Annotated in this window: 21 protein-coding genes and 2 tRNA genes; 10 read left to right on the forward strand and 13 right to left on the reverse strand. The window is 54.5% G+C overall.

Features of this window, described 5'->3' with window-relative positions; translation table 11 throughout:
* Positions 1–160 precede the first annotated feature (160 nt).
* The 3 genes from ileS to HMPREF0574_RS01785 form a co-directional block, all read right to left on the reverse strand.
* A complete protein-coding gene (gene ileS / locus HMPREF0574_RS01775) occupies positions 161–3,448 on the reverse strand; it encodes an isoleucine--tRNA ligase (RefSeq protein ID WP_036324831.1) in 3,288 nt (1,095 codons plus the stop codon).
* 352 nt (positions 3,449–3,800) lie between these two features.
* Complete coding sequence (locus tag HMPREF0574_RS01780) at positions 3,801–4,019, reverse strand: helix-turn-helix domain-containing protein (protein ID WP_004006959.1); 219 nt, start codon at positions 4,017–4,019, stop codon at positions 3,801–3,803.
* Positions 4,020–4,502 (reverse strand): DUF2975 domain-containing protein, encoded by a 483-nt coding sequence (locus HMPREF0574_RS01785; protein WP_004006960.1) that lies wholly within the window; start codon positions 4,500–4,502, stop codon positions 4,020–4,022.
* 214 nt (positions 4,503–4,716) lie between these two features.
* Here HMPREF0574_RS01785 and HMPREF0574_RS01790 point away from each other — a divergent pair, with 214 nt between their 5' ends.
* The gene (locus tag HMPREF0574_RS01790; protein WP_004006961.1) at positions 4,717–5,106 is read left to right on the forward strand and encodes an MmcQ/YjbR family DNA-binding protein; all 390 of its coding nucleotides are present in this window, start codon (positions 4,717–4,719) and stop codon (positions 5,104–5,106) included.
* Here the strand turns inward: HMPREF0574_RS01790 and HMPREF0574_RS01795 are convergent.
* From HMPREF0574_RS01795 to guaB, 7 genes are all read right to left on the reverse strand, one after another.
* Positions 5,091–6,968, reverse strand: coding sequence for an ABC transporter ATP-binding protein (locus tag HMPREF0574_RS01795; RefSeq protein ID WP_004006962.1), 1,878 nt, complete (start codon positions 6,966–6,968; stop codon positions 5,091–5,093). The genes HMPREF0574_RS01790 and HMPREF0574_RS01795 overlap by 16 nt on opposite strands.
* Positions 6,965–8,683, reverse strand: coding sequence for an ABC transporter ATP-binding protein/permease (locus HMPREF0574_RS01800; RefSeq protein ID WP_004006963.1), 1,719 nt, complete (start codon positions 8,681–8,683; stop codon positions 6,965–6,967). Before HMPREF0574_RS01800 ends, HMPREF0574_RS01795 begins: the two co-directional genes overlap by 4 nt.
* Positions 8,680–9,798: a GuaB3 family IMP dehydrogenase-related protein gene (locus HMPREF0574_RS01805; protein WP_004006964.1), complete on the reverse strand. Its 1,119-nt coding sequence runs from the start codon at positions 9,796–9,798 to the stop codon at positions 8,680–8,682. Before HMPREF0574_RS01805 ends, HMPREF0574_RS01800 begins: the two co-directional genes overlap by 4 nt.
* Before the next feature lie 80 nt (positions 9,799–9,878).
* On the reverse strand, positions 9,879–11,192 hold the full coding sequence (tgt, locus tag HMPREF0574_RS01810; protein ID WP_004006965.1) for a tRNA guanosine(34) transglycosylase Tgt: 1,314 nt from the start codon (positions 11,190–11,192) through the stop codon (positions 9,879–9,881).
* Positions 11,193–11,248: 56 nt separating this feature from the next.
* Positions 11,249–11,989 (reverse strand): queuosine precursor transporter, encoded by a 741-nt coding sequence (locus HMPREF0574_RS01815; protein WP_004006966.1) that lies wholly within the window; start codon positions 11,987–11,989, stop codon positions 11,249–11,251.
* A gap of 46 nt (positions 11,990–12,035) precedes the next feature.
* Positions 12,036–12,758, reverse strand: coding sequence for an exonuclease domain-containing protein (locus HMPREF0574_RS01820; RefSeq protein WP_004006967.1), 723 nt, complete (start codon positions 12,756–12,758; stop codon positions 12,036–12,038).
* Between the two features lie 43 nt (positions 12,759–12,801).
* Complete coding sequence (guaB, locus tag HMPREF0574_RS01825) at positions 12,802–14,337, reverse strand: IMP dehydrogenase (protein WP_004006968.1); 1,536 nt, start codon at positions 14,335–14,337, stop codon at positions 12,802–12,804.
* A 261-nt stretch (positions 14,338–14,598) separates the two neighbouring features.
* Between guaB and HMPREF0574_RS01830 the strand changes: the two genes are divergently transcribed.
* Positions 14,599–14,889, forward strand: a complete 291-nt coding sequence (locus HMPREF0574_RS01830) for a WhiB family transcriptional regulator (protein ID WP_004006969.1) — start codon at positions 14,599–14,601, stop codon at positions 14,887–14,889.
* A gap of 176 nt (positions 14,890–15,065) precedes the next feature.
* Here the strand turns inward: HMPREF0574_RS01830 and ddaH are convergent, their stop codons facing one another.
* Positions 15,066–15,848 (reverse strand): dimethylargininase, encoded by a 783-nt coding sequence (gene ddaH, locus HMPREF0574_RS01835; protein WP_036324229.1) that lies wholly within the window; start codon positions 15,846–15,848, stop codon positions 15,066–15,068.
* A gap of 118 nt (positions 15,849–15,966) precedes the next feature.
* On the opposite strand from ddaH, the gene HMPREF0574_RS09345 reads away from it, so the two are divergent.
* Both HMPREF0574_RS09345 and HMPREF0574_RS01840 read left to right on the forward strand, forming a co-directional pair.
* Complete coding sequence (locus HMPREF0574_RS09345) at positions 15,967–16,281, forward strand: hypothetical protein (protein ID WP_004006971.1); 315 nt, start codon at positions 15,967–15,969, stop codon at positions 16,279–16,281.
* A gap of 81 nt (positions 16,282–16,362) precedes the next feature.
* Positions 16,363–17,244: an integrase catalytic domain-containing protein gene (locus HMPREF0574_RS01840; RefSeq protein WP_004006972.1), complete on the forward strand. Its 882-nt coding sequence runs from the start codon at positions 16,363–16,365 to the stop codon at positions 17,242–17,244.
* Positions 17,245–17,445: 201 nt separating this feature from the next.
* Here HMPREF0574_RS01840 and groES read toward each other — a convergent pair whose 3' ends face one another.
* Entirely contained in the window at positions 17,446–17,739 is a 294-nt protein-coding gene (gene groES / locus HMPREF0574_RS01845; RefSeq protein WP_036324231.1) for a co-chaperone GroES, read from the reverse strand.
* Between the two features lie 201 nt (positions 17,740–17,940).
* On the opposite strand from groES, the gene HMPREF0574_RS01850 reads away from it, so the two are divergent.
* The 4 genes from HMPREF0574_RS01850 to HMPREF0574_RS01865 all read left to right on the forward strand — a co-directional run bounded on the left by HMPREF0574_RS01850 (position 17,941) and on the right by HMPREF0574_RS01865 (position 22,466).
* A complete protein-coding gene (locus tag HMPREF0574_RS01850) occupies positions 17,941–19,206 on the forward strand; it encodes a THUMP-like domain-containing protein (protein WP_004006974.1) in 1,266 nt (421 codons plus the stop codon).
* 30 nt (positions 19,207–19,236) lie between these two features.
* Entirely contained in the window at positions 19,237–20,349 is a 1,113-nt protein-coding gene (gene tsaD / locus HMPREF0574_RS01855) for a tRNA (adenosine(37)-N6)-threonylcarbamoyltransferase complex transferase subunit TsaD (protein ID WP_004006975.1), read from the forward strand.
* Positions 20,350–20,527: 178 nt separating this feature from the next.
* Positions 20,528–21,391 carry a formyltetrahydrofolate deformylase gene (gene purU, locus HMPREF0574_RS01860; RefSeq protein WP_004006976.1) on the forward strand — a complete coding sequence of 288 codons (864 nt, stop codon included), beginning with the start codon at positions 20,528–20,530 and terminating at the stop codon, positions 21,389–21,391.
* Between the two features lie 22 nt (positions 21,392–21,413).
* Positions 21,414–22,466 (forward strand): diacylglycerol/lipid kinase family protein, encoded by a 1,053-nt coding sequence (locus tag HMPREF0574_RS01865; RefSeq protein WP_004006977.1) that lies wholly within the window; start codon positions 21,414–21,416, stop codon positions 22,464–22,466.
* A 203-nt stretch (positions 22,467–22,669) separates the two neighbouring features.
* On the opposite strand, the gene HMPREF0574_RS01870 is transcribed toward HMPREF0574_RS01865, so the two are convergent.
* Positions 22,670–22,743: transfer RNA gene (locus tag HMPREF0574_RS01870), tRNA-Pro, on the reverse strand.
* A 75-nt stretch (positions 22,744–22,818) separates the two neighbouring features.
* Between HMPREF0574_RS01870 and HMPREF0574_RS01875 the strand changes: the two genes are divergently transcribed.
* Positions 22,819–22,892: transfer RNA gene (locus HMPREF0574_RS01875), tRNA-Gly, on the forward strand.
* A 248-nt stretch (positions 22,893–23,140) separates the two neighbouring features.
* On the forward strand, positions 23,141–24,208 hold a 1,068-nt coding region (locus HMPREF0574_RS09350; RefSeq protein WP_139041188.1), incomplete at its 3' end, for an IS1249 family transposase.

Here is a 24,208-nt window from a genome sequence, read left to right on the forward strand (position 1 = left end):
CTGTCCCCGTACCCGTCTCAGTATTATTTCAGTCTTGTTGCCGCGCTACACAAAGTAACCTGAGAGACAAAATGCCACGGGAAAATGCATCGTAAATAAGTCGAAGGGCGATAATCAAGCAGATTACCGCCCTCCGCTATGAAATTTTGCAAAGAAATCCCTAAGCGTGCTTGCTTACGTTGATTTCAAATTCCGCACCCGTGCTGGGTTTGATTTCCACGCTACAAGCGAGAGTCTCGCCAGCGATGAGCGCCTCGTGAGTCTTAACCCACGCAACTTTTTCTGCCGGTACTCCCAGTTTCAGGTCAATCCGGTCAGCCACGTCCAGCCTCGCGTTCTTGCGAGCATCCTGCACCGCACGAATCGCGTCGCGCGCATAGCCTTCTGACTCCAGTTCCTCGGTCACTTCCGTATCCAGCACCACGAACGTACCACTGTCCAGAACATCGGCAACGGTACCTGGCTCGGCAGCAACCTTCGTCACTAACCCGAACTGTTCACCAGTGAGATGCACCGGCTGCCCGTCGAGTTCCACCTTGTCAAACGCTACCGTGTCACCATCCAAGTGCCACTGACCGGACTTTTGCGCCTGGAACAGCGCAGAAGTCAGTTTGCGTACCTCAGGCGCAAAAGCCTTGGGGTTGAGAGTCAGTTCTTGTGTCGACTGCAATCCGGACTCGGCGACGCTGAGTACCTCCACAGACTTCACGTTTACCTCGGAGGCAATGAGCGATGTGTAGTCACGCAGCGTTTCCGGATTTGCGGCGACCACTTGAAGCCGGTTCAGCGGCAAACGTACCCGCAGGTTAGCTCCCTTACGCAGAGCATGAGCAGCGGAAACGACATCACGGACCTCGTTCATGGAGTCTACGAGTGAGGCATCGTGCACAGCGTCATCCCAATTCGGGTAATCGGTCAGATGCACCGAGCGCTCTCCGGTCAACCCTCGCCAGATTTCTTCAGCTATCAAAGGTAACAGCGGAGCCATCGCCCGCATCAGAGCTTCTAACACGGTATAGAGCACGTCAAATGCGGCTGGGTCTTCATCCCAAAAACGCTGGCGGGAAATGCGAATATACCAGTTATTCAATACTTCGGTGAATTGGCGTACGTGTTCGCAGGCCTCCGGGATGTGGAAATTATCCAACTCCGTGCGCAAATCATGGAATAGCTGCCGGGCAGCGGACAGCAGGTAGCGGTCCATCATCGGCAGCGCGTTCACACGCGCCGCATCGAACACGTCCACGAGCTTTGCCTCGTAGCCAGCGCCCTTCTGACAGGTGCCGGCATAGAGAGTAAAGAAGTAATAAGCATTCCACACCGGCAAAATCGTTTGCCGCACCGTGTCACGGATGCCCTTATCGGTCACAATCAGGTTGCCTCCGCTGACCACCGGGGAACTCATCAGGAACCAGCGCATCGCATCGGCACCATACTTGTCAAAGACTTCGTTAACATCCGGGTAGTTGCGCAGAGATTTACTCATCTTGCGCCCGTCATCACCCAGGACGATACCGTGGGAGATGCAGTTTAAGAACGCCGGTCGATCAAACAGCGCGGTAGCCAGGACGTGCAAGGTATAGAACCAGCCACGGGTTTGACCGATGTATTCCACGATGAAATCACCGGGGTAATGCGTTTCAAACCAATCCCGATTTTCAAATGGATAGTGAACCTGAGCGTAAGGCATGGAGCCAGATTCAAACCAGCAGTCCAGCACCTCCGGGACGCGGCGCATCATGGATTTTCCGCTGGGATCATCAGGATTAGGACGAGTCAGCTCATCAATGAACGGGCGGTGGAGGTTCTCGATTTTGACTCCAAAATCACGTTCCAGCTCTTCAAAAGAGCCATAAACGTCAATTCGCGGATAGGCAGGATTATCTGATTTCCATACTGGAATCGGGGACCCCCAGAAACGGTTGCGTGAAATTGACCAGTCTCGCGCTCCTGCCAGCCAGTTACCAAAGATACCATTCTTGGTATGTTCCGGTGTCCAAGTGATTTGCTGGTTCAATTCCACCATCCGGTCACGAAACTCCGTAACTCGCACGAACCACGACGATACGGCTTTATAGATTAGTGGTTTGCGGCAGCGCCAGCAGTGCGGATAGGAGTGCTCGTAAGAGGCGGCTTTCACCAGGTAGGGACGCTGCCGCGCGTCACGAGTCGCTACCGGTCCGGTTTGGTCACGTAGATCCGCGATAATGTAGCGGTTTGCCTCAAAAACGTTCTTTCCCGCATAATCTGTGACTTCCGCGGTGAGGACACCATCACCGTCTACCGGCATGACCACCCCGATTTGATTCGAGGCACAAACGTTCATGTCGTCCTCGCCAAAGGCTGGGGCGAGGTGCACCAACCCGGTACCGTCCTCGGTAGACACAAAGTCGGCGCCGATGATGGTCCAGGCATTTGAACCGGGTCCCACGTGTCCCGGCTGGTCTGCCGTGCCATCAGCGATAGCGGCAGCTTTGGCGTCTTCAAAGTAATCAAAAATGGGATAGTACGCCTTGCCAATCAATTCGGAGCCTTTAAAAGGCGCGGATACCTGCGGGTTTTCCCCAAGTTCCTTTTCGTAGGCTCCCAAGCGAGCCTGGGCGAGGATTACAGTTTGTCCCTGCAGATCCCCTTGAGTCGGCGTGACCCGCACATAGTCGATGTCCTCCCCGACGGCAACCGCCAAGTTACTGGGCAGCGTCCACGGTGTCGTGGTCCAAATCAGCACCATCTCGTCTGTATCGCGCAGGCGCAGCCCCACTGTAACGGTCTGGTCGGTGCGGTTTTGATAGATGTCGTCGTCCATCTTAAGTTCGTGGTTCGACAGGGGCGTACCGTCGTGCCAGCAATAAGGCAGCACTTTAAAGCCTTCATAGATGAGACCCTTGTCGTACAGGGTCTTGAACGCCCAAATGACCGACTCCATAAAGGTGGGGTCGAGGGTCTTGTAGTCGTTTCCAAAGTCGACCCAGCGCGCTTGACGCGTCACGTACTCTTCCCACTCTTTGGTATATTTCAGCACGGAATCGCGACATGCCTGGTTGAAGGCTTCAATGCCCATCCCGCCCGGACCTTCGATTTGTTCCTTGTCCTCGATGCCCAGAATGCGTTCCGCCTCCAGTTCGGCAGGCAGTCCGTGCGTGTCCCATCCGAAGCGACGCTCCACGCGGTGACCCCGCATAGTCTGGTAACGCCCCACGATGTCTTTCACATAGCCAGTCAAGAGGTGTCCGTAGTGTGGCAAGCCATTAGCGAAGGGCGGTCCATCATAAAATACGAACTCGTTACTGCCGTCCTGCCCGGCTTCACGGGACTCTACTGAAGCCTGGAACGTATGGTCCTCAGCCCAAAAAGCCAGGGTTTCGGTTTCTTGTATGGGAAAATTCGGGCTGGCGTCTAGGGAAGTATCCCGGTGTTTGGGGTAAAACCCGCGTTTTTTCTCGCTCATCTTCGTCCTTATCGCGAATCGTTCATTCACGAGGACGCCTCCGACACTTTGTCGGTGGACGCGGTACCACCTCGCTTGCGCACGTGGTGCTGTCGTAGTCTGGGCGCCGACCTATCCGGTGCGGTCAAACTATGCAGGCGACCAAGTGAGCCGCTCAAGACAGCTGTGACGGGCCTACCCGTCGGAGTCTAGTGAGTCGCGTACTCGGCACGCGACCGTTCTTTCCGAAGCTCCCCGGCGATACCCGGACTCAATGACCCCGGACCGGTTCAACGCGGATTCCACTCTATCCAGTTTTTTCTCTGGACTCAAACAAGGTGACCTTTTGCCTGAGTTTCAGAAAGACCAACGGTTAGGACGGATTATCTCCCTGTGGGGTGTAGCTCAAAATGTCTCCCGGCTGGCACTCCAAAACTTGGCAGATTTTATCCAAGGTGGAAAAGCGGATTGCCTTGGCGTGACCATTTTTCAATATCGAAATATTCGCCGCGGTGATGTCTACAGCCTGTGCAAAGTCCTGAACCGACATACCCCGCTGGGCCAGCAACACCGACAGATTTACCGTAATCACTTAGATGACCTCCGCTAATTCTGCGGCATCGTCCAGCGCGGCTTGAAAAATACTCTTAGCCAGGCTGACCAGGGAGAACAGCCCCACTCCCAAAACTATTCCGCCGAGGAATAAAAGTGGCGGCTCCGGTCTGGTTGCCGGTGCAAAAATGCTCATATGCCCACCGGTTAGCGCGACGATACCGGGACCGATAGCAACCATGAGACGCGCTAAATTGATCCATTTCATGGTTTTAGCACTAAAAAAAGCTCCCTTGCTAACTGCCCTTACCAGCATAATCAACGCCACAATCAGTACCTGCACGCAAATGAGCGCCGCAACGGCTGCCAGCGCGTAGGGTACAACTAGGTGTCGAACCTCGGGGAACTCCTCTCCTGTTTCCCATGCCGCATATGCGCAAAACAACTGGAGCAACAACACCCCTGGAAGAGCTGCAATCAAGGCAATTTGTGACAGAATTACGTAAATTTGAGAAAACTTCATATATCGATTATCGATACTTATATATCGTTTGTCAATAGATATTACTGCACGAACTGGCACGTAGCCACGCCCGGTTGCACCTCTGGAACAATTCACTCACCGACCAAAGACCCATAAAACCTGTGAAAACGCTACAGTTTAGAGTGAACATCCTGCCAGAAAAACATCTGGGCACTTCAGATTGAAGCCCAACTAGCATCTACCAGGGGGACGTATGAAAGCCGAGGAATTGTGGGATCAGGCTCGTGCAGTGGCGCTGGAGCTGCCCGGCGCTGAGCCGTGGGTGTATTCCCCGCAGTGGGAGGCTGTAAAAGTTTGCGGGAAGTGGTTCGTGGTGATGGTGGAGGTCCACGACACTCCGGTCGTGAACTTGGCCGTATTGCCAGAGGACGGCCTGGCGCTAACCCAGCGCTACGCGGAAATCACCCCCGGCTGGCACATGAACAAAGACCGCTGGATCAGCGTATATCCCGGCGCGGAAGTCAACCCAGAACTGTTGAAAGAACTGGTCGAAGAATCTTACCTTAACGTGGTATCACGGCTGCCGAAACTGGTACGGCAAAAACTAGCGCGCCACTCCAATATCCATCAACCCCGCAGATGACGCAACGCCGATTCTGGATTTGCCAGCAGGTCCTCCGGTTTCCCCTGTTCCACGATGTGCCCTAAATCGAGCACTGCCACCCAATCAGCTTGGGCGATTTGATCCAGGTTGTGCGTAATCTCTAAAACGGTGGGACGCGGCACCATAGCGCGCAGATTATCATTGATGCCCGAAGCTAGAGACGGCGGCAAATGCGCAGTGTGCTCGTCCAAGATAAGGACCTGAGATTGACGCAGCAGGGCACGAGCCAGAGAAAGCCGCTGCCGCTGCCCCCCACTGAGGTCGGTTCCCTGCGAAGCCACTCGATGCTGCAGTCCTCCCGACATCGCTTTCACTTCCTCATCCAACCCTGCCATCGCCAAAGCCCACCAGAGCTGCTGGTCACTGGCTTGCGGACGGGACAAACGCAAGTTTTCGGCAATAGTCATATCGAAAATTGTTGATTCGGCGTTGACTAAAGATACAGCGTCGCGCAGGGACGCCAGTCGATAATCTCGCAAACTGCGCCCGTCTAAGCGGACCGTTCCCGTATCGGGATCATAAAACCGCAACAGCAGGCGAGCCAGGGTCGACTTGCCACTGCCCGTTGCCCCCACCAGGGCGGTCCACGAACTGGGTGCTAGTTTTAGGCTCACCTGTGCAATCGTCCCCGGCGTCGGGTTAGTCTGCGAAATCGTGTGGGTGGATTCGGGATAGCGGAAGCTAACATTGCTAAATTCCACTGCTACAGGGGTGGTTTGCGGCACGTCTTCCGTCCCCTCGCAAAGTTCCAGCCCGGCATGAGTCAGCTGGTAGACGCGCCGTGCTGCGGCGAGGGAGGTATTCAGTTCGGTACCGAAATCCACCACCGCGTTAAACCCATCCCAGCAACGCAAAACGGCAAAAATGATTGCTATCCAGGCTGCCATTCCCAGCGCCTCCGCCTGATAGAGTGGCGCGCCCACCGCCAGCAGAATTAGCACGGCAGCCATTCTCCACGCCGAGAGGAAAGCCCCTCGAAAAGCGGACTTGCTAGCTTCTTGCAGACTAGCTTGGACCAGCGCTTCACCCAACTTGTCACTGCCGGTCAGACGGGCACTGCACAAGCCGTATCCGACGACTTCCGCCAAGCCTCCCAACGAGTCGGTAACATCGACAGCAACGCGTCCACGAGCAGCAAGTTTTTTGCGTGCTGCCAAATGCCCAGAATATATACCGAACCAGGGTATCAATAGTCCCACTATGAGAATTCCTACCACAGTTACACCTATTTGCCAAGGTGCTACCGCAAAAGTCGCCACGGTAACAATGCTGGGAATCAGGAAAGCGGTCAGCGCTGGAGCAAACGTGTGCGCAAAGAAAACCTCTATACGATCTATATCTTTCGTGAGACGCGACAAGAGGTCCCCGCTGTGATTATCGGTCACGATAGCGGGAGCTTGGGGGAAAATGGCTCGATACGCCTGAGCCCGCAAGAGTTCCAAGGCTTTAAACGCAACCAGGTGCCCCCAGTATTGTTCCAGATAGCGTGCCAAACCTTTCAAAAGCGCGGTTCCAGTCATTATCGTCACTAACCCACCCACGTTAGCAAAGGAACTGTGGATGCAACCGCAATCCAGATAACTCTTCACCAGGTTAACCAGCAGCACTGCAGGTACGGCAAAGAGCACGATACCCAGAATTTGATCGACTAACCTAGCCATGGCGGACCCCGCGAGGGGACCCAGCACGGAGCGAGTTGAGGACAGCAACCAGCGGATGACTGACCGCACCCCCACCGCAGCTTCTGCGGAACCGCCTGCGGAGGAGGGTGTGCTATCGCTCTGGCATGAGAGAGCAGGTGCCGTGTTTGTTGAGCCAGAAGCGTGTTCCACAGGTTTCACCGAACCACCAGCTCTCCGTGCTCGACCTGCAAAACGCGGTCTGCCAACGCAGTCAGTGCTCCGCGGTGCGACACCATGATAAGCGTGTAGTTTCGTCCCAAGGCATTGAGGGCATCCAAAATTTTCCTCTCAGAATTCAAATCAACTTGAGAAGTCGCTTCATCCAGCAACAAAATTTTTCGACCACTCCCGATGGCTCGCGCCAAGCTGAGACGCTGTTTTTGTCCGCTCGATAGCCCCACTCCGTTCTCACCCAGAGGAGTATCCAGCCCCAGGGGCATCTGTTTAATTTCGTCGTCAAGATGAGCTAACCGCAGAGCATCCCATAACTCGGTATCAGAAGCCTCCGGGGCTGACATCTGGAGGTTTTCCCTCACGGTTCCGGTAAATAGCCAGGTGCTTTGGCTGACCAAAGCCGAGCACTGCGCTAAGTCGGTGTCTGTCCCGGAGATCATCACCCTCCCCTCACTCGGGGTCAAGAACCCTTTCATTACATTCAAGAGGGTGGTTTTTCCCTGTCCGGAATCGCCCACAATCGCCACGCGCTCACCCTGAGACACGCTGAGGTTGACTCCTTGCAAGACTTCGCGGCTCCCGTATCGCACCTTGACATTTTCCAGATAAACCGCGGGAATCTCAGTCTTCTCCGCCACAAGCTCATCATCTGGGATTCCCGCATCGCTGGGACGCGCCGTGCTGACGTTCCCACAGTGAGCAGCCGATTGGTTAGCGTGTGAGTTGAGGAATCCTGAAATGGCGCGACCGGCTGCCCGCCCGCTCATCGCTACATAGAAAAACGCCCCGAAGTGGTCAATCGGTTCCAGCAGCAGCATTGCCAATCCCAGCGCGGTAACGGATTTACCCAGAGACAGCTCCCCCAGGGACACCAAGTACATTGACAAGGCAGCTACAGACGTGATGACAAACAGTGAAAACACCGTATCCAGGACAAAAATAATGACTTGATTGGACCGCAGCAGACCCATAGTCGCACGTCGATTATCTTCGCCCACTGTCTCCAGCTCATCGCCCATGCGACCTGCCGCCCCCAGCAGCTGCAGAGTCGTCAGTCCCTGCAATACTTCCAGGTAGTTTGCCGCTAATGCCGCCCGCGCCCGCGCGGATTTCGCCGAAGAACGCCGAAAGAGCTTTCGAAAAAGCCAGACCGTCCCTACTGCTAACGGCAGGCACAGGGCCAGTGCGAGCGCCAGAAAGGGATGGACCAAAAACCCCATTGCCACCACTATCAACACTGGCGCGCTAAAGGAACCTTGTACCTCAGGCAGGAATCCTTGACGATACCGGGTAAACTTTTCCGCTGACTCGGTTGCCAACGCCACGATTTTCCCGGTGCTGTCCTGGTTCATCCGCGCGGGTCCAGAGCGGAATGCTTCGCGCAGCAGAACGCGTCGCACGTAATTTTCTTCACGTATTTGAGAGCGGGCCGCGCACCGTGAGAGCGAAAAATTCGCCCCAAAGACCAGGGCAATCCCCGCAATTGCCAGCGCCCACGAAAGGGCTGGTGCAGACGACCACTCGGGGTGGAGGTAATTGTCGAGAATGTCTCCTGCTGCGACGACCACCGTAATCATGCCGAGGGTCATGAGCCAAAACAGTCCCAAGATTCCACGATTAGCGCGGCGTCCATCGGCAGTTTGCAACGCGGCAAACTGGACTTTACCCGGTTTTTTCGGAACTACATGGGGGGCGTTCAATAGCTGGTAACCACTTCGACTCGTTGGAGTTCTTTGACGTCGGTATAACCCGTCGTTGCCATGGTCCGACGCAGGGCACCCATCATATTGAGGGTTCCTTCGGCATTATCAGCAGGACCGAACATAACCTGTTCCAGAGTGCCGACGGTGCCGACTTTGACCCGAGAACCGCGTGGCAATGTGGAGTGATGTGCCTCACTACCCCAATGCCAGCCGTGACCGGGCGCCTCAGAAGCCCTAGCCAGAGCGCTTCCCAGCATTACGGCATCCGCTCCGCAAGCGATGGCTTTTACCACGTCTCCCGCAAAACCAATGCCACCATCGGCGATAACATGCACATATCTGCCACCGGATTCATCCAAGAAATCCCGGCGCGCCGCTGCCACATCCGCTACGGCCGTCGCCATCGGCACATGTATCCCCATGGTACGACGGGTCGTAGATGCGGCTCCTCCCCCAAATCCCACCAGCACCCCGGCAGCTCCGGTGCGCATCAGGTGCAGCGCTCCAGTATAGGTAGCGACGCCTCCCACTATGATTGGAATGTCTACCTGATGCACAAATTGCTTCAGGTTTAGCGGCTCTATCTGGGAGGACACATGATCAGCGGATACGGTAGAACCGCGCACCACAAACAAATCCAATGCTGAATCTGCCACTTGCTCCCATAATTTTTGGGTGCCTGCCGGACTCATAGCCCCTGCCACAATGACATCAGCAACTTTGATTTCCTCTAACCTGGCACGCATCAGCTCCGGTTTAACCGGCTCAGTGTAGATTTCCTGCAACTTGGCGGTGGCTTTGGCTCCGACTTCGTCAAGCTCTGCCAGCTCTTCGTACAAGGGTAGGGGGTCATCATATCGAGTCCACAGTCCCTCCAGGTCCATGACTCCGACTCCGCCCATTTTCCCCAAGGCGATAGCATTTTGAGGGCTCATCACCGAATCCATCGGCGCGCCCATGACCGGAACCTGCATGTAATAAGCGTCAAATTGCCAGGCTAGAGACACGTCACGAGGATCTCTGGTACGGCGCGAGGGCACCACCGCGATTTCATCAAAAGAATAGGCTCGACGCCCCCGCTTGCCACGTCCAATCTGAACTTCTTCATTCATAGATTTAGCCTACCAAAATGCACCCCAGCTGGAGCGGCTGGCAGGTCCGAGAGTCAGGTCCCGGCACTCTATCGCGGTAATCATGCCCGCCCCAACTGGCTTAGAGTCCGGTGTTTAAAGTCCTGATACGCATCCTCACCGGCGATAATAGCCTGACGGATGCTATCTACCAAGTGAACGGTGTAATACTCGTTGTGAATGGTCAGCAGGGTAGAAGCCAGCATTTCCTTGGCTTTCAGCAGGTGATGCAGATAGGCGCGCGTGTAGTTTGTGCAGGTGTAGCAGCCACACCCCTCTTGGAGCGGGCTGAAGTCCTCGCGAAAAGCGGCTCGCGCCATATTAGTCCTGCCTGTGGGCAGATACGCTGCTCCGGTACGCGCCACGCGAGACGGAGATACGCAGTCGAAAGTGTCGGCTCCGTTTTCGATGCCGGCAAAGAAATCTTCTGGTTCTGAAATCCCCAAAAGGTGGCGCGGACGGTCTTCGGGCAGCTCCTGGCACACCCAGGAACAAATCAAGCCGAGATTTTCCTTTTCCAGGGCACCTCCGATACCAAACCCGTCAAAGTGGCGACCTGAAATTTCCATCTTCCCGAGGTCATGCGCGGCTTTCCGGCGTAAATCCTCCCATTGAGCTCCTTGAATTACTCCGAAAAGCATCTGATAAGGCTTGCTGGCACGTTCCAGGGTGAGCCGCTCGTGTTCTGCAAGGCAGCGTTCCGCCCATCGCCGCGTGCGTTCCAGGGAAATCACCTGGTAGTCGTAGGAATGCAACAGGGATGTGAGTTCATCGAAAGCGAAAATAATATCGGCACCTAGGTGGTGCTGAATCTGCATAGAAATTTCAGGCGTGAACCGATGTTTGGTTCCATCCAGGTGCGAACGAAAATTCACACCGTCATCATCGACTCGCGCCAGACCGGGATGTGCCTGGCGTTTATCGGGAGGAGCTAGCTCGGCGGATTCTTCCGACTGCTCCAAAAGTTTGCGTTTGTCTCCGGAGCGCTCATGGTTGCCGTGTTCGCGCGAAGCCGTACGCTCTCGAGATGAGGCGGCGAATTCTTGACTGAGGACCTTCTTGTATCCCGCCCCCAGGCTGAGGACTTGAAATCCTCCCGAATCAGTGAATGTGGGACCATCCCAATGCATAAAAGCTGCCAGCCCCCCGGCTTCATCGACTAATTCCGGTCCCGGCTGCAAATACAGATGGTAGGCGTTTGCCAGCACTGCCGACGCACCAAGCTCGCGAATCATCTCTGGAATCAACGCTTTCACAGTCGCTTTTGTACCAACAGGTACAAAAGCTGGGGTGGGAATATCGCCGTGGGGAGTGTGGATAACCCCGGCTCGCCCCAATTGCCCCAGACGAGCCACAACCTCAAAGTTTTCACTCATTTAAACATCATCCCAGGTTAGAAACATTTAGTCGAAACAGTTTCTGTACTGATTGGTCAATTATTTGTCACCAGAGGGCGCTCTGCGAGAGTTTCTGTATCAATCGGTACATAATTTTTTTCGCCCCGTTTCACTAATCCGATGACCTGAATACTAATTGGCGACATGACAATCTCCAAAGCACATTTGTACACGTAGCCAGTCAGCACATAGTTGAGGAATTCTGGACCTGAAATCAAACCGGCAAAAGCGATGGTGCAAAATGCTACAGTGTCTACCAATTCACCGACCAAGGTAGAGGCAATCATACGAACCCAGAGAAAACGCTCCCCCGTGTGACCTTTGATCCGTACCAAGACCAGAGCATTTAGCAATTGCCCCAGTACATACCCCACCAGGGAAGCTGCCACGATACGTGGAACAAACCCAAAAACTTGAGAAAAAGCGGGAGTAATGAAGTCTCCACTGGCGGGCGGTGCTTTAGCGACCAGGAAAAACAGTCCAGAAGCCAAGATAGAAATCCCGAATCCAGTCAGCACCGCTCGACGCGCCCCGCGGAATCCATAAACCTCCGAAAGAATATCTCCCAAGATGTAGGTGAAGGGGAACATGACAGCTCCCCCATCAAAAATCAACCCCAGGGGTCCACCGATGAGTTTGGTGGCGGAGATATTAGAAATTAGCAGCAGTGCGACAAACAAAGTCATGAAAATATCAAAAAAACGTCCCTTGCCCATAGCCACGAAGTTGACCACTGGGCGCGAGGTCGATGGCACAGAGCTTTCGACCGATTCCACTGTTTTATTCTCCCTTACTATTAATCTGACGTAGCGACCGACAACGCTAAAACTGCGGCCAGTGCAGTGACACCGGGCGGAAATCCGGCTTCCGCGCCGACATAAACTCATTAAAACTCCGCGCCCATTGACTATGCCCCTCCGCCTGGAACTGCATCATCTCCCCCGGACCCATTTCCAGTAACTCCGGAAATCTCTCAGACATGGCACCGAGCAAATCCAGAGTCGCAGAGACATCGGCTTGTGCATTATGGAAGTCCTCACGCAGTGGCAAATCGTAGGCGGTGCAGACGGATGCCAAATTACGTTTCCCCTTGCGATAACGATCCAGAATTCGGTCTAAAACTAGCGGATCAACGATTGGTCCAACTGATCCTTCCAGGCGCTGTCGCAAAGTTGGCAAATTATGACGCGCCAACTCCGCCTCCAGAATCGCGAAATCAAAGGTAACGTTGAAACCCACTACGGGCACTCCCCGGCGCATTGTTTCCGCGATGATACCAGTGACTTCCTCGAGACCAACCCGCGGGTCAACCCCGTGAGCTTGCAAGTATTCATCAGTCAGACCGTTAACCCGACCAGCAGCAGGAGGCATCGGAACGCCGGGATTGATAATCCAATAACGTGGCGAATCCGTACCGTTTATCCTGCGTATCAGCGACACCGTGGCGATACGGTCACGCGACGTAAAGACACCCGTCGTCTCCGTGTCAAAGCCCAAGACCTCCTGATTAAGCCAGGGAGTATTCAGCTGGTTCACTTCATTCATAACCAAAGTCTCTCACACACCCTGCAGGCGAAAATCTTTGGTCTCAGTGACGCTGATAGTTCGGGGCTTCCACAGTGACTTCAACATCGTGAGGATGAGATTCCTTTAAGCCTGCCTGAGTGATGCGCACGAAACGCCCCTGGTGACGCAGCTCGTCAATGGTATGCGCCCCGGTATAGAACATAGATTGGTGCAGCCCTCCGACCAGCTGATAAATCACCGAACCGAGAGTGCCTTGATAGGGAACCTGCCCTTCGATGCCTTCGGGAACAATCTTGTCATCGCTGGTCACATCAGCCTGGAAATACCGGTCCTTTGAATAGGACTTGCGTCCCCGCGAGCTCATGGCGCCCAGCGAACCCATCCCGCGATAGTGTTTCCACTGCTTTCCGTTCATAAACACCAGTTCACCTGGGGATTCCTCACAGCCTGCCAACAGGGAACCCAGCATTACCGTATGAGCACCAGCAACTAGGGCTTTAGCAATATCGCCGGAGTACTGCAAACCACCGTCGGCGATAAGCGGTACATCCGCACGGGCACACGCTTCTGCAGCCATCATGATGGCAGTAATCTGAGGCACGCCCACCCCCGCTACCACACGAGTGGTACAGATTGACCCCGGACCAACACCGACCTTCACGCCGTCGACGCCCGCATCAATCAGGGCTTGTGCCCCCTCCCTGGTGGCGACGTTACCGCCCACTACTTGCACCCCGGAGAAACCAGAGTCGGTCTTGATTCGCGAAATCATCTCTAAAGCCAGCTTTGCCCCGCCATTAGCGGTATCCACAATCAGGGCATCCACGCCTGCCTCCGCCAAGGCTTCAGCACGTTCCCACGCATCGCCCCAATAGCCGATAGCGGCGCCCACCACCAAACGACCTTGAGAATCCTTAGTCGCATGGGGGAATTGCTCCGTCTTTACGAAGTCTTTGACCGTAATCAGACCGGTCAACTTGCCGTTTTCATCAATCAGAGGCAGTTTCTCAATACGATTTTCTGCCAACAGTTTCATCGCTTCTTCGCGAGAGATGCCGGTGCGTCCGGTAATCAACGGCATCGGGGTCATGCAGTCCCGGACTGTCTTAGTGCCCCACTGGGCAGTAGGCACGAAACGCAAGTCACGATTGGTGATGATACCCAGCAGCTCATAGTCATCAGTCACGACCGGCAAGCCCGACACCCGATATTTAGCGCACAGTTCGTCCAGCTGTTCAATAGTGGCATTAGGTCCGATGGTGACAGGGTCAGTCACCATGCCCGACTCGGAGCGTTTCACTTGACGCACCTGCTGGGCTTGGCTCTCGATAGAGAGATTACGGTGCAAAATCCCGATGCCCCCCTGGCGCGCCATAGCGATTGCCATCCGTGATTCAGTGACGGTGTCCATAGCGGCAGAAATCAGCGGGATATGAAGTTTGATTTCTTTGGAAAAGCGCGTGGAGGTATCCACTTCGGCGGGAATCACATCAGTGACCTCTGGCAACAACAGCACATCATCGTAGGTCAAACCGGTCAAAAACCGCGGTTCGACGTCATTTTCAAGGTCTCGCAAGGGATTCGTGATTTCGCTCATATGCCTTCCTTAAATGCCTGGGAATAATTCTTTCGACGTTGATGCTTATTCTAACGCTCTCGCGCTAGCGGTGCTGACGGGGTGAGAAGCACAGTTTATGTGGACTTGTCGGGAAGTCACAAGCACGGGATCACAAGTTTGGTTCACTACTACTGAAGGACGGTGCGGTGACCCTAAATCGTCCTGTGGTAGGACGCAGGATTGCCAGCACACCACCTAATCTTGAAGGGTAAGAGAAACCACGCGAGGGAAAGGAAGAAAATGAGTAATGTAACGTATCTCCCCGCTCCGACTATTGAATCTTGGGAATGGCAAGACGAAGCTGCCTGCAAGGATTTAGGGACGGCGGCTTTCTTCCATCCTGACGGTGAACGTGGTGGCACTCGGCGGCGTCGCGCTGCGCAGGCTAAAGCAATTTGCGCGACTTGCCCGGTATTGGAACAGTGCCGCAATTACGCTTTGAACGCACATGAACCTTATGGAATTTGGGGCGGCATGACCGAAGAGGAACGCGCCGCTTATTGGAAGGAACGGGAGGCTAAATCCGCATAGACCTGTAGAACCCGGCGAGGGTGAACCCGCCACTAGAAATTGCATTTGTTTTGGGGGCTGAGCCAGTGGCTCAGCCCCCAAAATGTATATATAAACTTAAACCGAATCGCCTGCCCGCCCCGCCAAAACACTATTTTCGGACGCGCCGGATTGTGGCGAAAAATCCAGTTTACTCGCTAACCCACGTCACCGCGCAGACGCACGGACAGGCAGGTCACGCAACCTTCGAGCTTCTCGTACTCGCCGATGTCTACCGCGACCACTTCGTAACCCATGCTCTCAAAGAGTTCCTTGGACTTGGGAGCGGCGGCGGACATCAGAATCTTGTTATCCTCGAGCAAAACGACGTGCGAACCGGGTTCTTCGGGAACTTCCATGAACTTGTCCCACACGGTCGGGTCGTCCACCAGCGGTTTGTAGCCGACTACAGTGCCGTCGTACAAGGCGGTGACACCGCTCTTGAGGTGGAGCACCTTAGTCATTTCCACGGGGATGACTTCCGCGTTGAATTCCTTCAAGTACTCGGCAAGCTGGCGCACCCCTTCTTCGTTGGTGCGGCCACCGGGCGTTTGTCCGACCCAGACTTTACCGTCAAACTTCAGGATGTCTCCCCCGTCCACGGTGCCGGGTTCCTTAATGTAAACCACGCGGTATCCGGCATCCCGAACCGCTTTTTCGACTCCCGCAACTTCAGCGCGGCGCTCCGGAGCTCCGGAGCGAGTGATGATGGCGAGATCTCCATAGACAAAAACAGGATCCTCAATGAATACCGAATCGGGGCAATCAGGAGCGGGCTCGACCTCGACGGTTTCCCACCCATTATCATTGAGTGCCTTGACGTAGCCTTCCCACTGGCGCAAACCCAGATCATAAGAGACAGCAGATTTTTCAATGTGCGTCACAATCCCATCAGCCATTTTGGGGCTGGGGCGACGAACTAATGCTAATTTCCTAGTCATAGCTTCCAGCGTAGTGGTGGACCGAAAACCCGTCAAGGGATCGGCGTACCTTATGTATTTTGAGCGCGAGGGTGATGTGGTGCCTCATATAGTTTGAGCGCGAAAATAGGTTGTTGGTATGAATGATGGAGTGGTTTCTATGGGTGCGCGTGTTGAGGTCACGAAGCGGTTACGCCAGGCGTATCGCGGGGCTTCTAAAAAGGAAAAGGGCAGGGTGCTGGATAGTTTTTGTGAGTCTACGGGATTGTCCAGAGCTACCGCGAGGAGGTATTTGACCAGTGATGTCACTGGGAATCCTGGCGTGGTCAGGATTGATTACCGTAAGGCCAGGGCGACAAAGTATTCAACGGTAGCGAAGAGGATACTACAACGGGTTTGGGTGCTATCAGGATGCCAATGCGGTAAATATTTGGCAGTATCGATGCGTGTTTAGCTTGATTCCCTTGAAACGCATGAGGAACTGGTGATAGGAAGAGCCGGGTATAGCCAGAAAATACGTGACGAGTTACTGGGAATGTCTGCTTCTACGATAGACCGGTATCTCAAAGAAGCCCGCCAATCTCTAGAGCTGAGGGGTATTTCGAGTACGAAACCAGGAGCATTGTTACGTAACTCGATAAAAATCAGGAAAGCCGGGGACGAGATTGCTGACGAGCCAGGATTTTTCGAGAGGTACACGGTGGCGCATTGCGGGCCGAGTCTCAAGGGAGAGCTCGTCCGTACCCTGACGTTAACCGACGTGAACACGGGCTGGATACATATAGAAGCCCTGCAGAATAACGCCCGGGTGCATATGCTCAAAGCTCTAGACTCTGCGATAGAAACCATCCCGTACCAGGTCCAGGGCCTGGACTGTGATAACGGTAGCGAGTTCATTAACCGGGAAGTCATTAACTGGGCATCTAGCCTGGACGTATTCTTCACACGCTCGCGCCCTTACAAGAAGAACGACCAGGCACATGTGGAATCTAAAAACAACCATGTAGTGCGTAAATACGGCTTCCACTACCGTTATGACACACCCAAAGAATTGAAAGTCCTGCGCAAGCTATGGAAAACAGTGTGCTTACGTATGAACCTGTTCACTCCTACCAGGAAACCCATAGGCTGGAACCAAGACAGTGTAGGCAGACGTAAACGCGTCTACGACACACCAGCCACACCCCTAGACCGTTTACTAGCCTCCGGGATACTCTCAAGGACACAAATCAAAGAACTACAACAGTTACGCGATTCCACGAATCCTGCCGAGCTAACCCGCGATATCCTACGCTACCAAGCCATACTCACCGACCTAGCCAGAACCCCTACCGAGGTACTCACTATCAACATGGAACAAAACCACGCTAAACATAAAGCCCTACTCACCCAAGGCATCAAAACCCGCAGCGCCTAACCCCCACTTCGCGCTCAAATTGACATGAGGCACCACGGGGATTTGCGTGCTGAGATGACTGGGCTCGCTGAGATATCGGTGGAGCCCTCATATTTTCTATGGTTTCGGGGCCACGGCGCTGGAATGTGCCAGGAGAAGTGAGGTTATAGCTTAACAGAAAAGACCGGACATACGTCCGGCCTTTTCAAAAATGTGTCTCGATTACTCGACCACAGCGAGCAAGTCGCGAGCAGAGAGAATAACGTATTCCTCACCCTGGTACTTGACTTCGGTTCCGCCGTACTTGGCGTAGATAACCTTGTCGCCTTCCTTGACATCCATCGGCACACGCACGCCCTTGTCGTCAACACGACCGGGACCTACCGCCACGACGGTGCCTTCCTGCGGCTTTTCTTTTGCCATATCCGGGATGACCAGACCCGAAGCGGTAACCGTTTCCGCTTCCAGCTGCTTAATAACAACCCGATCTTCCAAAGGTTTAATGCAAACCGACACTGCGATTGCCCTTTCTCTAAGTTTCTGATGATATTTCACCAACCGAGCGCCGTCGCGGGTGGCACCCTGCCAGTCAATTTATATTTTATGACGTATTTAGCACTCTCGCAACCCGAGTGCTAAGTCAGTTTCAAATCACTCGATTTTATTGTCGCCCCGCACGGTTCTCCCCTTTCCCTCCCTGCCCTTTAAGATTGGACTATGGCAGAAAATTCGCTGGCGCCCCTGTTGCACAAAGAAGGATTCCAATTGCTGGAATCCTTGGGAACTCTGGGACCCTACTCCCCGACACTCGCGGACAAATTAAGCGCTGGTCTGCGCAAACGTGGGGTGGCACCAGCGCTGGTGGCAGCCATTTTGACCCAGCTGGAGCTGCGCGAAGCAGCGCGAGCAAAATTCGGGGATTTCGCGCGAGGAATGCTGTTCACGCGAAACGGTCTGGAGCAGGCCACGCGTTTGCCGGTAGCGGCTGTACACGCTGGACGTTTTCGCGACGCCGGATGTCACCAGGTCGCTGATTTGGGCTGCGGGTTAGGTACCGAGTCCCTCGCTTTGGCTGGTTTAGGGATGCTGGTAACGGCTTTTGAACTCGATGAAGCCACCGCAGCAGCGGCTTTGCTGAATCTCCGTGCCTATCCCGAAGCCCGTGTCACACAGGCAGATATTTTAGAACTGGATTGGGACCAGCTGCGTGCCGAGGGCGTTGATGGCGCCTTCGCAGACCCCGCCCGGCGAGACTCCTCTGGCAGGCGACTGCAGCCGGAGTCTTGGAAACCCCCGCTTTCGCGTATTCTCGCTTGGCAGGATGAGATTCCCCATGGAAACCTCGGCGTAAAAATCGCCCCTGGAATCAACCATCAAGTCCTGCCCGCACAGGGCGAAACCCAATGGATTTCTGTGGGGGGCGAGCTTGTGGAGGCGGGAATCTGGTTGGGTGACCTGATCCGTCAGAAGGGTCGGTCCGCCCTGTTGATGGATAATAACGGGAAAATCGTGGTTACGTTGCACGACGAAACCGCCGCCCCGTGCAACACTCCTGCCCGACTGAGTGAGACCATCGCGACAGAAGACGAACTGGGTAAATGGATCTTTGAGCCTGATGACGCAATTATCCGGGCAGGACTGCTAGCTCAGATTGCAGAACAAACATACACAAAGACGGTATCGGAAAAAATTGCCTACTTGACCAGAGATTCTGATCCAAATGGGGCTGACACGAAACTAGGGAGCTGGTTTGAGACACTCGCGGTCCTCCCTCTGGATGAAAAGAAGATTCGCACCGTACTAAAGACGCGACCAATCAGGTCTTTGGAAATTAAAAAACGCGGTGCCAACGTCTCACCCGCCCAACTACGTCGAAAGGTACTCACCAAGACCGTGAAAGACGGAGAGGACCTAACCTTGATAGCGACCCGTTTGGGCAGGCGACACCGCGCAATCTTGTGCCGACGCCGCACCGAGATTTAAACGCGGGGAAAAACCAACTAAACTGAACCCGTGTTAAACGGTGAGAAACTGACTTTAGGACTTGAATCTACCTGCGATGAAACTGGAGCTGCCATCGTCGCGGGGAAAACCCAGCTATTAGCGAACGTGGTCGCTACCTCGATGGATGAATATGCCCGTTACGGGGGAATTATCCCCGAGATTGCTTCACGGGCACACTTGGAATCATTCCTACCTGTGGTCAGTAAAGCCTTGGATGAGGCAGGAGTAAAGCTCGCAGACATTGACCAGATTGGAGTATCCGCTGGTCCAGGGCTGATTGGTTCGTTGGCGGTAGGAATTGCCGGGGCAAAAGCCCTGGCAGTCGCCACCGGAAAGCCACTATACGGAGTCAATCATGTCATTGGTCACCTGGCAGTTGACCAGCTGGTGAACGGTGATTTGGACCTGCCAGCGGTAGGACTGGTGGTCAGCGGCGGGCACACAAACCTGCTGCTCATTACCGATTTCGCAGCTCCAGATGGGATCAGAGAGTTGGGCGGCACTCTCGATGACGCCTCGGGGGAAGCCTTTGACAAGGTTGGACGAGTGCTGGGGCTGCCCTATCCCGGAGGACCACACGTGGATCGGATGTCCCGCGAAGGCAATCTGGGAGCGATTGATTTTCCGCGCGGTCTAGCAGGAGCAAAGTACGCCAAAACACACCCTTATGATTTTTCTTTCTCCGGACTGAAAACCGCCGTGGCTCGCTATGTTAGCCAGCTCGAAGCCACCCCGGAAGTACGCAACCGTCCGGACTTTACCGAGGATTTTGTACCCGCTCGTGAGGGCAAACCATGGCTGCCGGTAGCGGATATTTGCCGTGGATTTTCGGAATCTGTCAATGACTCCCTGGTCAGCAAGACTATGCGAGCGCTAACCGATTTCGAGGCAAAAACCCTGGTGGTGGGCGGCGGATATTCCGCGAATTCCCGACTGCGTGAATGGCTGACGGAGGAATGCGCGAGTGCTGGCGTTACCCTGCGGATTCCCCCACTGAAGTTCTGTACCGACAACGGCGCGCAAATCGCTGCCATCACGGCAGAAATTGCCGACGCTATCGCCCCCAGCCGCCCCGACTTTTCGCCAGTCTCCGCCTTAGAACTGACGCGCGTCGCCGTCTAGGGCAACCTGGGCTTCACATTTTTACAGGCTGGTTGCTTCCCTCGGAATCACAACTGACCCCCGTATAAGAAGCGGAACAAAACACAGTACGCTTCAATTTATTCCGTACGGAAACCTTTTTGCAGCCTCAATAGAGCCCTAGTTCCTGGTGAGACATGAACCGGGTATGCTAAGAACCATGACGGAAACAAAGTCGAGCGAAACCGTAAAGCTGGTGTTAACCCTCTCTTGCCCCGACCAACCGGGGATTGTCCACGCTGTCTCTGGCATGGTGGTCAGCGCGGGAGGCAATATCATCCAGTCAGCCCAGTTTGCAGATCTCGATAGCGGATTGTTTTTCATGCGGGTTGAGATGGACGTCCCCTGTGCTCACGATATTCGCTCCCGTGTAGAAACCCTAGCTGCCGAGTTTGATATGGCTTGGGAATTGGATGAGATTGGTCGGGCACTGCGCACCGTCATCATGGTTTCCAAAGAGGGGCATTGCCTGTCCGACCTGCTCTATCGCGTGCGGGATCACTCGATTCCGATTGATGTGAAAGCGGTCGTGGGCAACCATCCCGATTTAGCTCCCATCGCGACTTTCTACCAGGTACCGTTTATTTTGGTACCGGTCACGAAAGACAACAAACCCGAAGCGGAACGGCAGCTGCTAGACTTGGTCGCCGCGGAAAAGGTCGAACTGGTGGTGTTGGCGCGTTATATGCAGATTCTTTCCGACAAGCTGTGCCGGGAAATGAGCGGGCGAATCATCAACATTCACCACTCTTTCCTGCCATCGTTCAAGGGCGCAAAGCCGTATGACCAGGCTCATGACCGTGGCGTGAAACTCATTGGAGCCACCGCGCACTACGTCACAGCGGATTTGGATGAGGGTCCCATCATCGAACAGGACGTTTCCCGCGTGGATCACACATTTACCGCTATTGACATGCGTAAACAGGGTCAAGACGTGGAACGCCGCGTGCTAGCGCAGGCCGTAAAATGGCACGCCGAGCATCGCGTGTTGATGAACGGCGACCGCACCGTGATTTTCCGGTAACGACGCCGAATCAGAGTTTGCTATGTCGGACAAGTTGCCCCCGGACAGCCCACACGCCAACCGACACGCCCCGGACGGCACTCCTTCTGATAGCGCGCAACCCGGCAACCCCGAAACCGCACCTTTGGAACAAACTTATCGGCAAGAAACTCGCGACATCCGCCGTATCGCTTTCATTCTGAACCCTGCCTCCGCTAAAGGTCACGCCCGCAAAACTGCTCGGGTCGCCCGAAAAGTGCTGCACAAGCGCGGTCTGGAGATTGTGGATTTTCCCTGCGATACTGCGGCACAAGCCCGGGAATCGGCTCGCCAGGCCGTAGCTGATTCCACGGTGGACGCCATCGTCGTTTCCGGTGGAGACGGGATACTTTCACTGGTGCTCCAAGAACAGGTTGGTTCCGACAAGCCTCTGGGAATTATTCCCGCAGGTTCTGGCAATGATCATGCTCGCCACTATGGGATTCCGCTGAATCCACGTAAATCCGCGGGCATCATCGCGGATGGTTTCGTCAGCCAAACCGACCTGGGACTAGCGACTTTTACCGATATGCACGGCAAGGTACAGCAGCGTTGGTGGTCCACCATAACTTGTGTCGGATTCGACCAAATGGTGGCAGATAAAACCCAGGAAATGCGCTGGCCACACGGGTCACTGCGCTATATTTTGTCCCTGTTCATAATTCTGACAAAGTTCCATCCCCGACCAGTGCGGCTCAGTCTCGACGGGGTAACTTGGGGCGAGGAACACCTGACTTTGTGCGCCGTTGCCAACGGAAAGTGCTACGGCGGCGGTGTGGTTGTGGCTCCGCAAGCATCCAGCTATGACGGAGTTTTCTCGATAGCGACGTTGAGCTCAATGCCCCGCCGGAAAGTACTCCGCCCCTTGTTCGCTGCCAAAAGGGGGAGATTCGCTGGTGCTCCCGGGGTAACTTTTCACGAGGCACGCCGAGTCAGTTTAGAGATGGAAGGATTGGCTCCCATTGCCGATGGGGAACGCCTGGGATACGGGACGGTTAACTTGGAATGCGTGCCCAGAGCCGGGTGGTTTATTGTGCCGCATCATAGAGAGAAATAGGTCAAAGCTGCGAACCCGCCGTCTCAATAGTTTGCTCAAATCGACATCGCCCGTCGGGGGATTTGCAAGGACTCGCTCCGCTCGCCTTGCCCCCACCGCTCAGAATCATTTCGTCGGGGGATTTGCAAGGACTCGCTCCGCTCGCCTTGCATACCCCTCCTCGCTCGCGCCCATGAAAGTAAACTTTCATGGGCGCTCGCTCGTCGGGGTGACAGGATTTGAACCTGCGACATCCTGCTCCCAAAGCAGGCGCGCTACCAAGCTGCGCTACACCCCGGAAAAGGTACAGTTTATGGTACAGGAAAGTTCGAGTTGTAGGAAACCCATCCGAACCGGTAAACTCATTTCGTACGCGGGCGTAGCTCAATGGTAGAGCCCCAGCCTTCCAAGCTGATTACGCGGGTTCGATTCCCGTCGCCCGCTCCATTGACTAAAAGCCGGGCTTTAGCCCGGCTTTTAGTCAATCTGTGGGGTCGCGACGGGAATCGAAGGGTTAAAGGACAAATTGTGTGTTTTTATCCGGGGTTTTTCGTTGTGGTAGAGCTTTAAAGTCGGTTTGAAAGTTGGTTTGGCTGAACTTTGGGGTCGGTCAAATTGTGTGTCTGTTTTCCTGTGTTTTGCTTGTGTTGGCGGGGGAAAGTCGGGTTGAAAGTTGGTCGGTTCATGCTGATGGCATGAATATGATGAAATGCCCGGCGTGTAATACTCCTTTGAAACGTAATGGAAAGACTTCTTCTGGTTCTCAGCGTTGGCGTTGTAAGGAGTGTGGAAGGTCTAAGGTCGGAAAGATTGATAACTCTGCTAAAGAGCTTAATCGTTTCCTGAGCTGGCTGTTGTCGCGTCAGCGGCAGAAAGATATGCCCGGAGCGGGCCGGACGTTTCGTCGTCATGCAGCTAAGTTCTGGTGTTTATGGCCGTTCTCTCCGATCGTGGACGAGGTTCATGACGTGGTGTTTGTCGACGGGATTTATCTGGGGCGCAAGGCCGTGGTTTTGATTGCCTGTACTCGTCAGCATGTGTTGGGCTGGTATGTGGCTAGGAACGAGAACATTAACGCGTGGAAAGCCTTGCTGGATCGGATAGCGCCCCCGCTTCTAGTCGTGAGCGATGGTGGGTCAGGTTTCAAAACCGCTAGAGCAGCTTCTTGGCCGGGCACGCAGGTCCAGCGTTGCACATATCACGCGTTTATGCAGGTACGACGTTACATCACTATGAATCCGAAGCTGCCAGCCGGGAAACAACTCGGGAGAATAGCTCGCGACCTGTTACATGTCCATAACGTGGAAGAATCTCTACAATGGCTGGTCGGGTTCAACAACTGGTGCCTGGAATGGGAAGCCTTCCTCGCGGAAGAAACCATAAACGAATACGGCACAAGATGCTTGACCCACGAGAAACTCGTTCGCGCCCGGGACTCGCTAATTAGGTTCATAAAATCCGGTAACCTGTTCACCTATCTCGATCCTGACCTCGCAGACCAGACCCTGACCTGCCTACCAGCAATGAACAACCAGATCGAAGGCGGGATAAACGCTCAACTCCGTGCCATGCTCAAAGACCACCGCGGAATGAGCCTGACCAGGCGAATCAAAGCGATTTTCTGGTGGTGCTACCAACACATCGAAAACCCCGCGACTCCAGCAGAAATCCTGAAAATAATGCCTACGGATACGCAACTCGAGGAATACTACCTAAACCAGGAAAACCTACACATCACCCAAAGAAACCTCCCCGGATGGGGC

It is taken from the genome of Mobiluncus curtisii subsp. curtisii ATCC 35241 (assembly GCF_000146285.1).
Classification (GTDB): Bacteria; Actinomycetota; Actinomycetes; order Actinomycetales; family Actinomycetaceae; genus Mobiluncus; species Mobiluncus curtisii.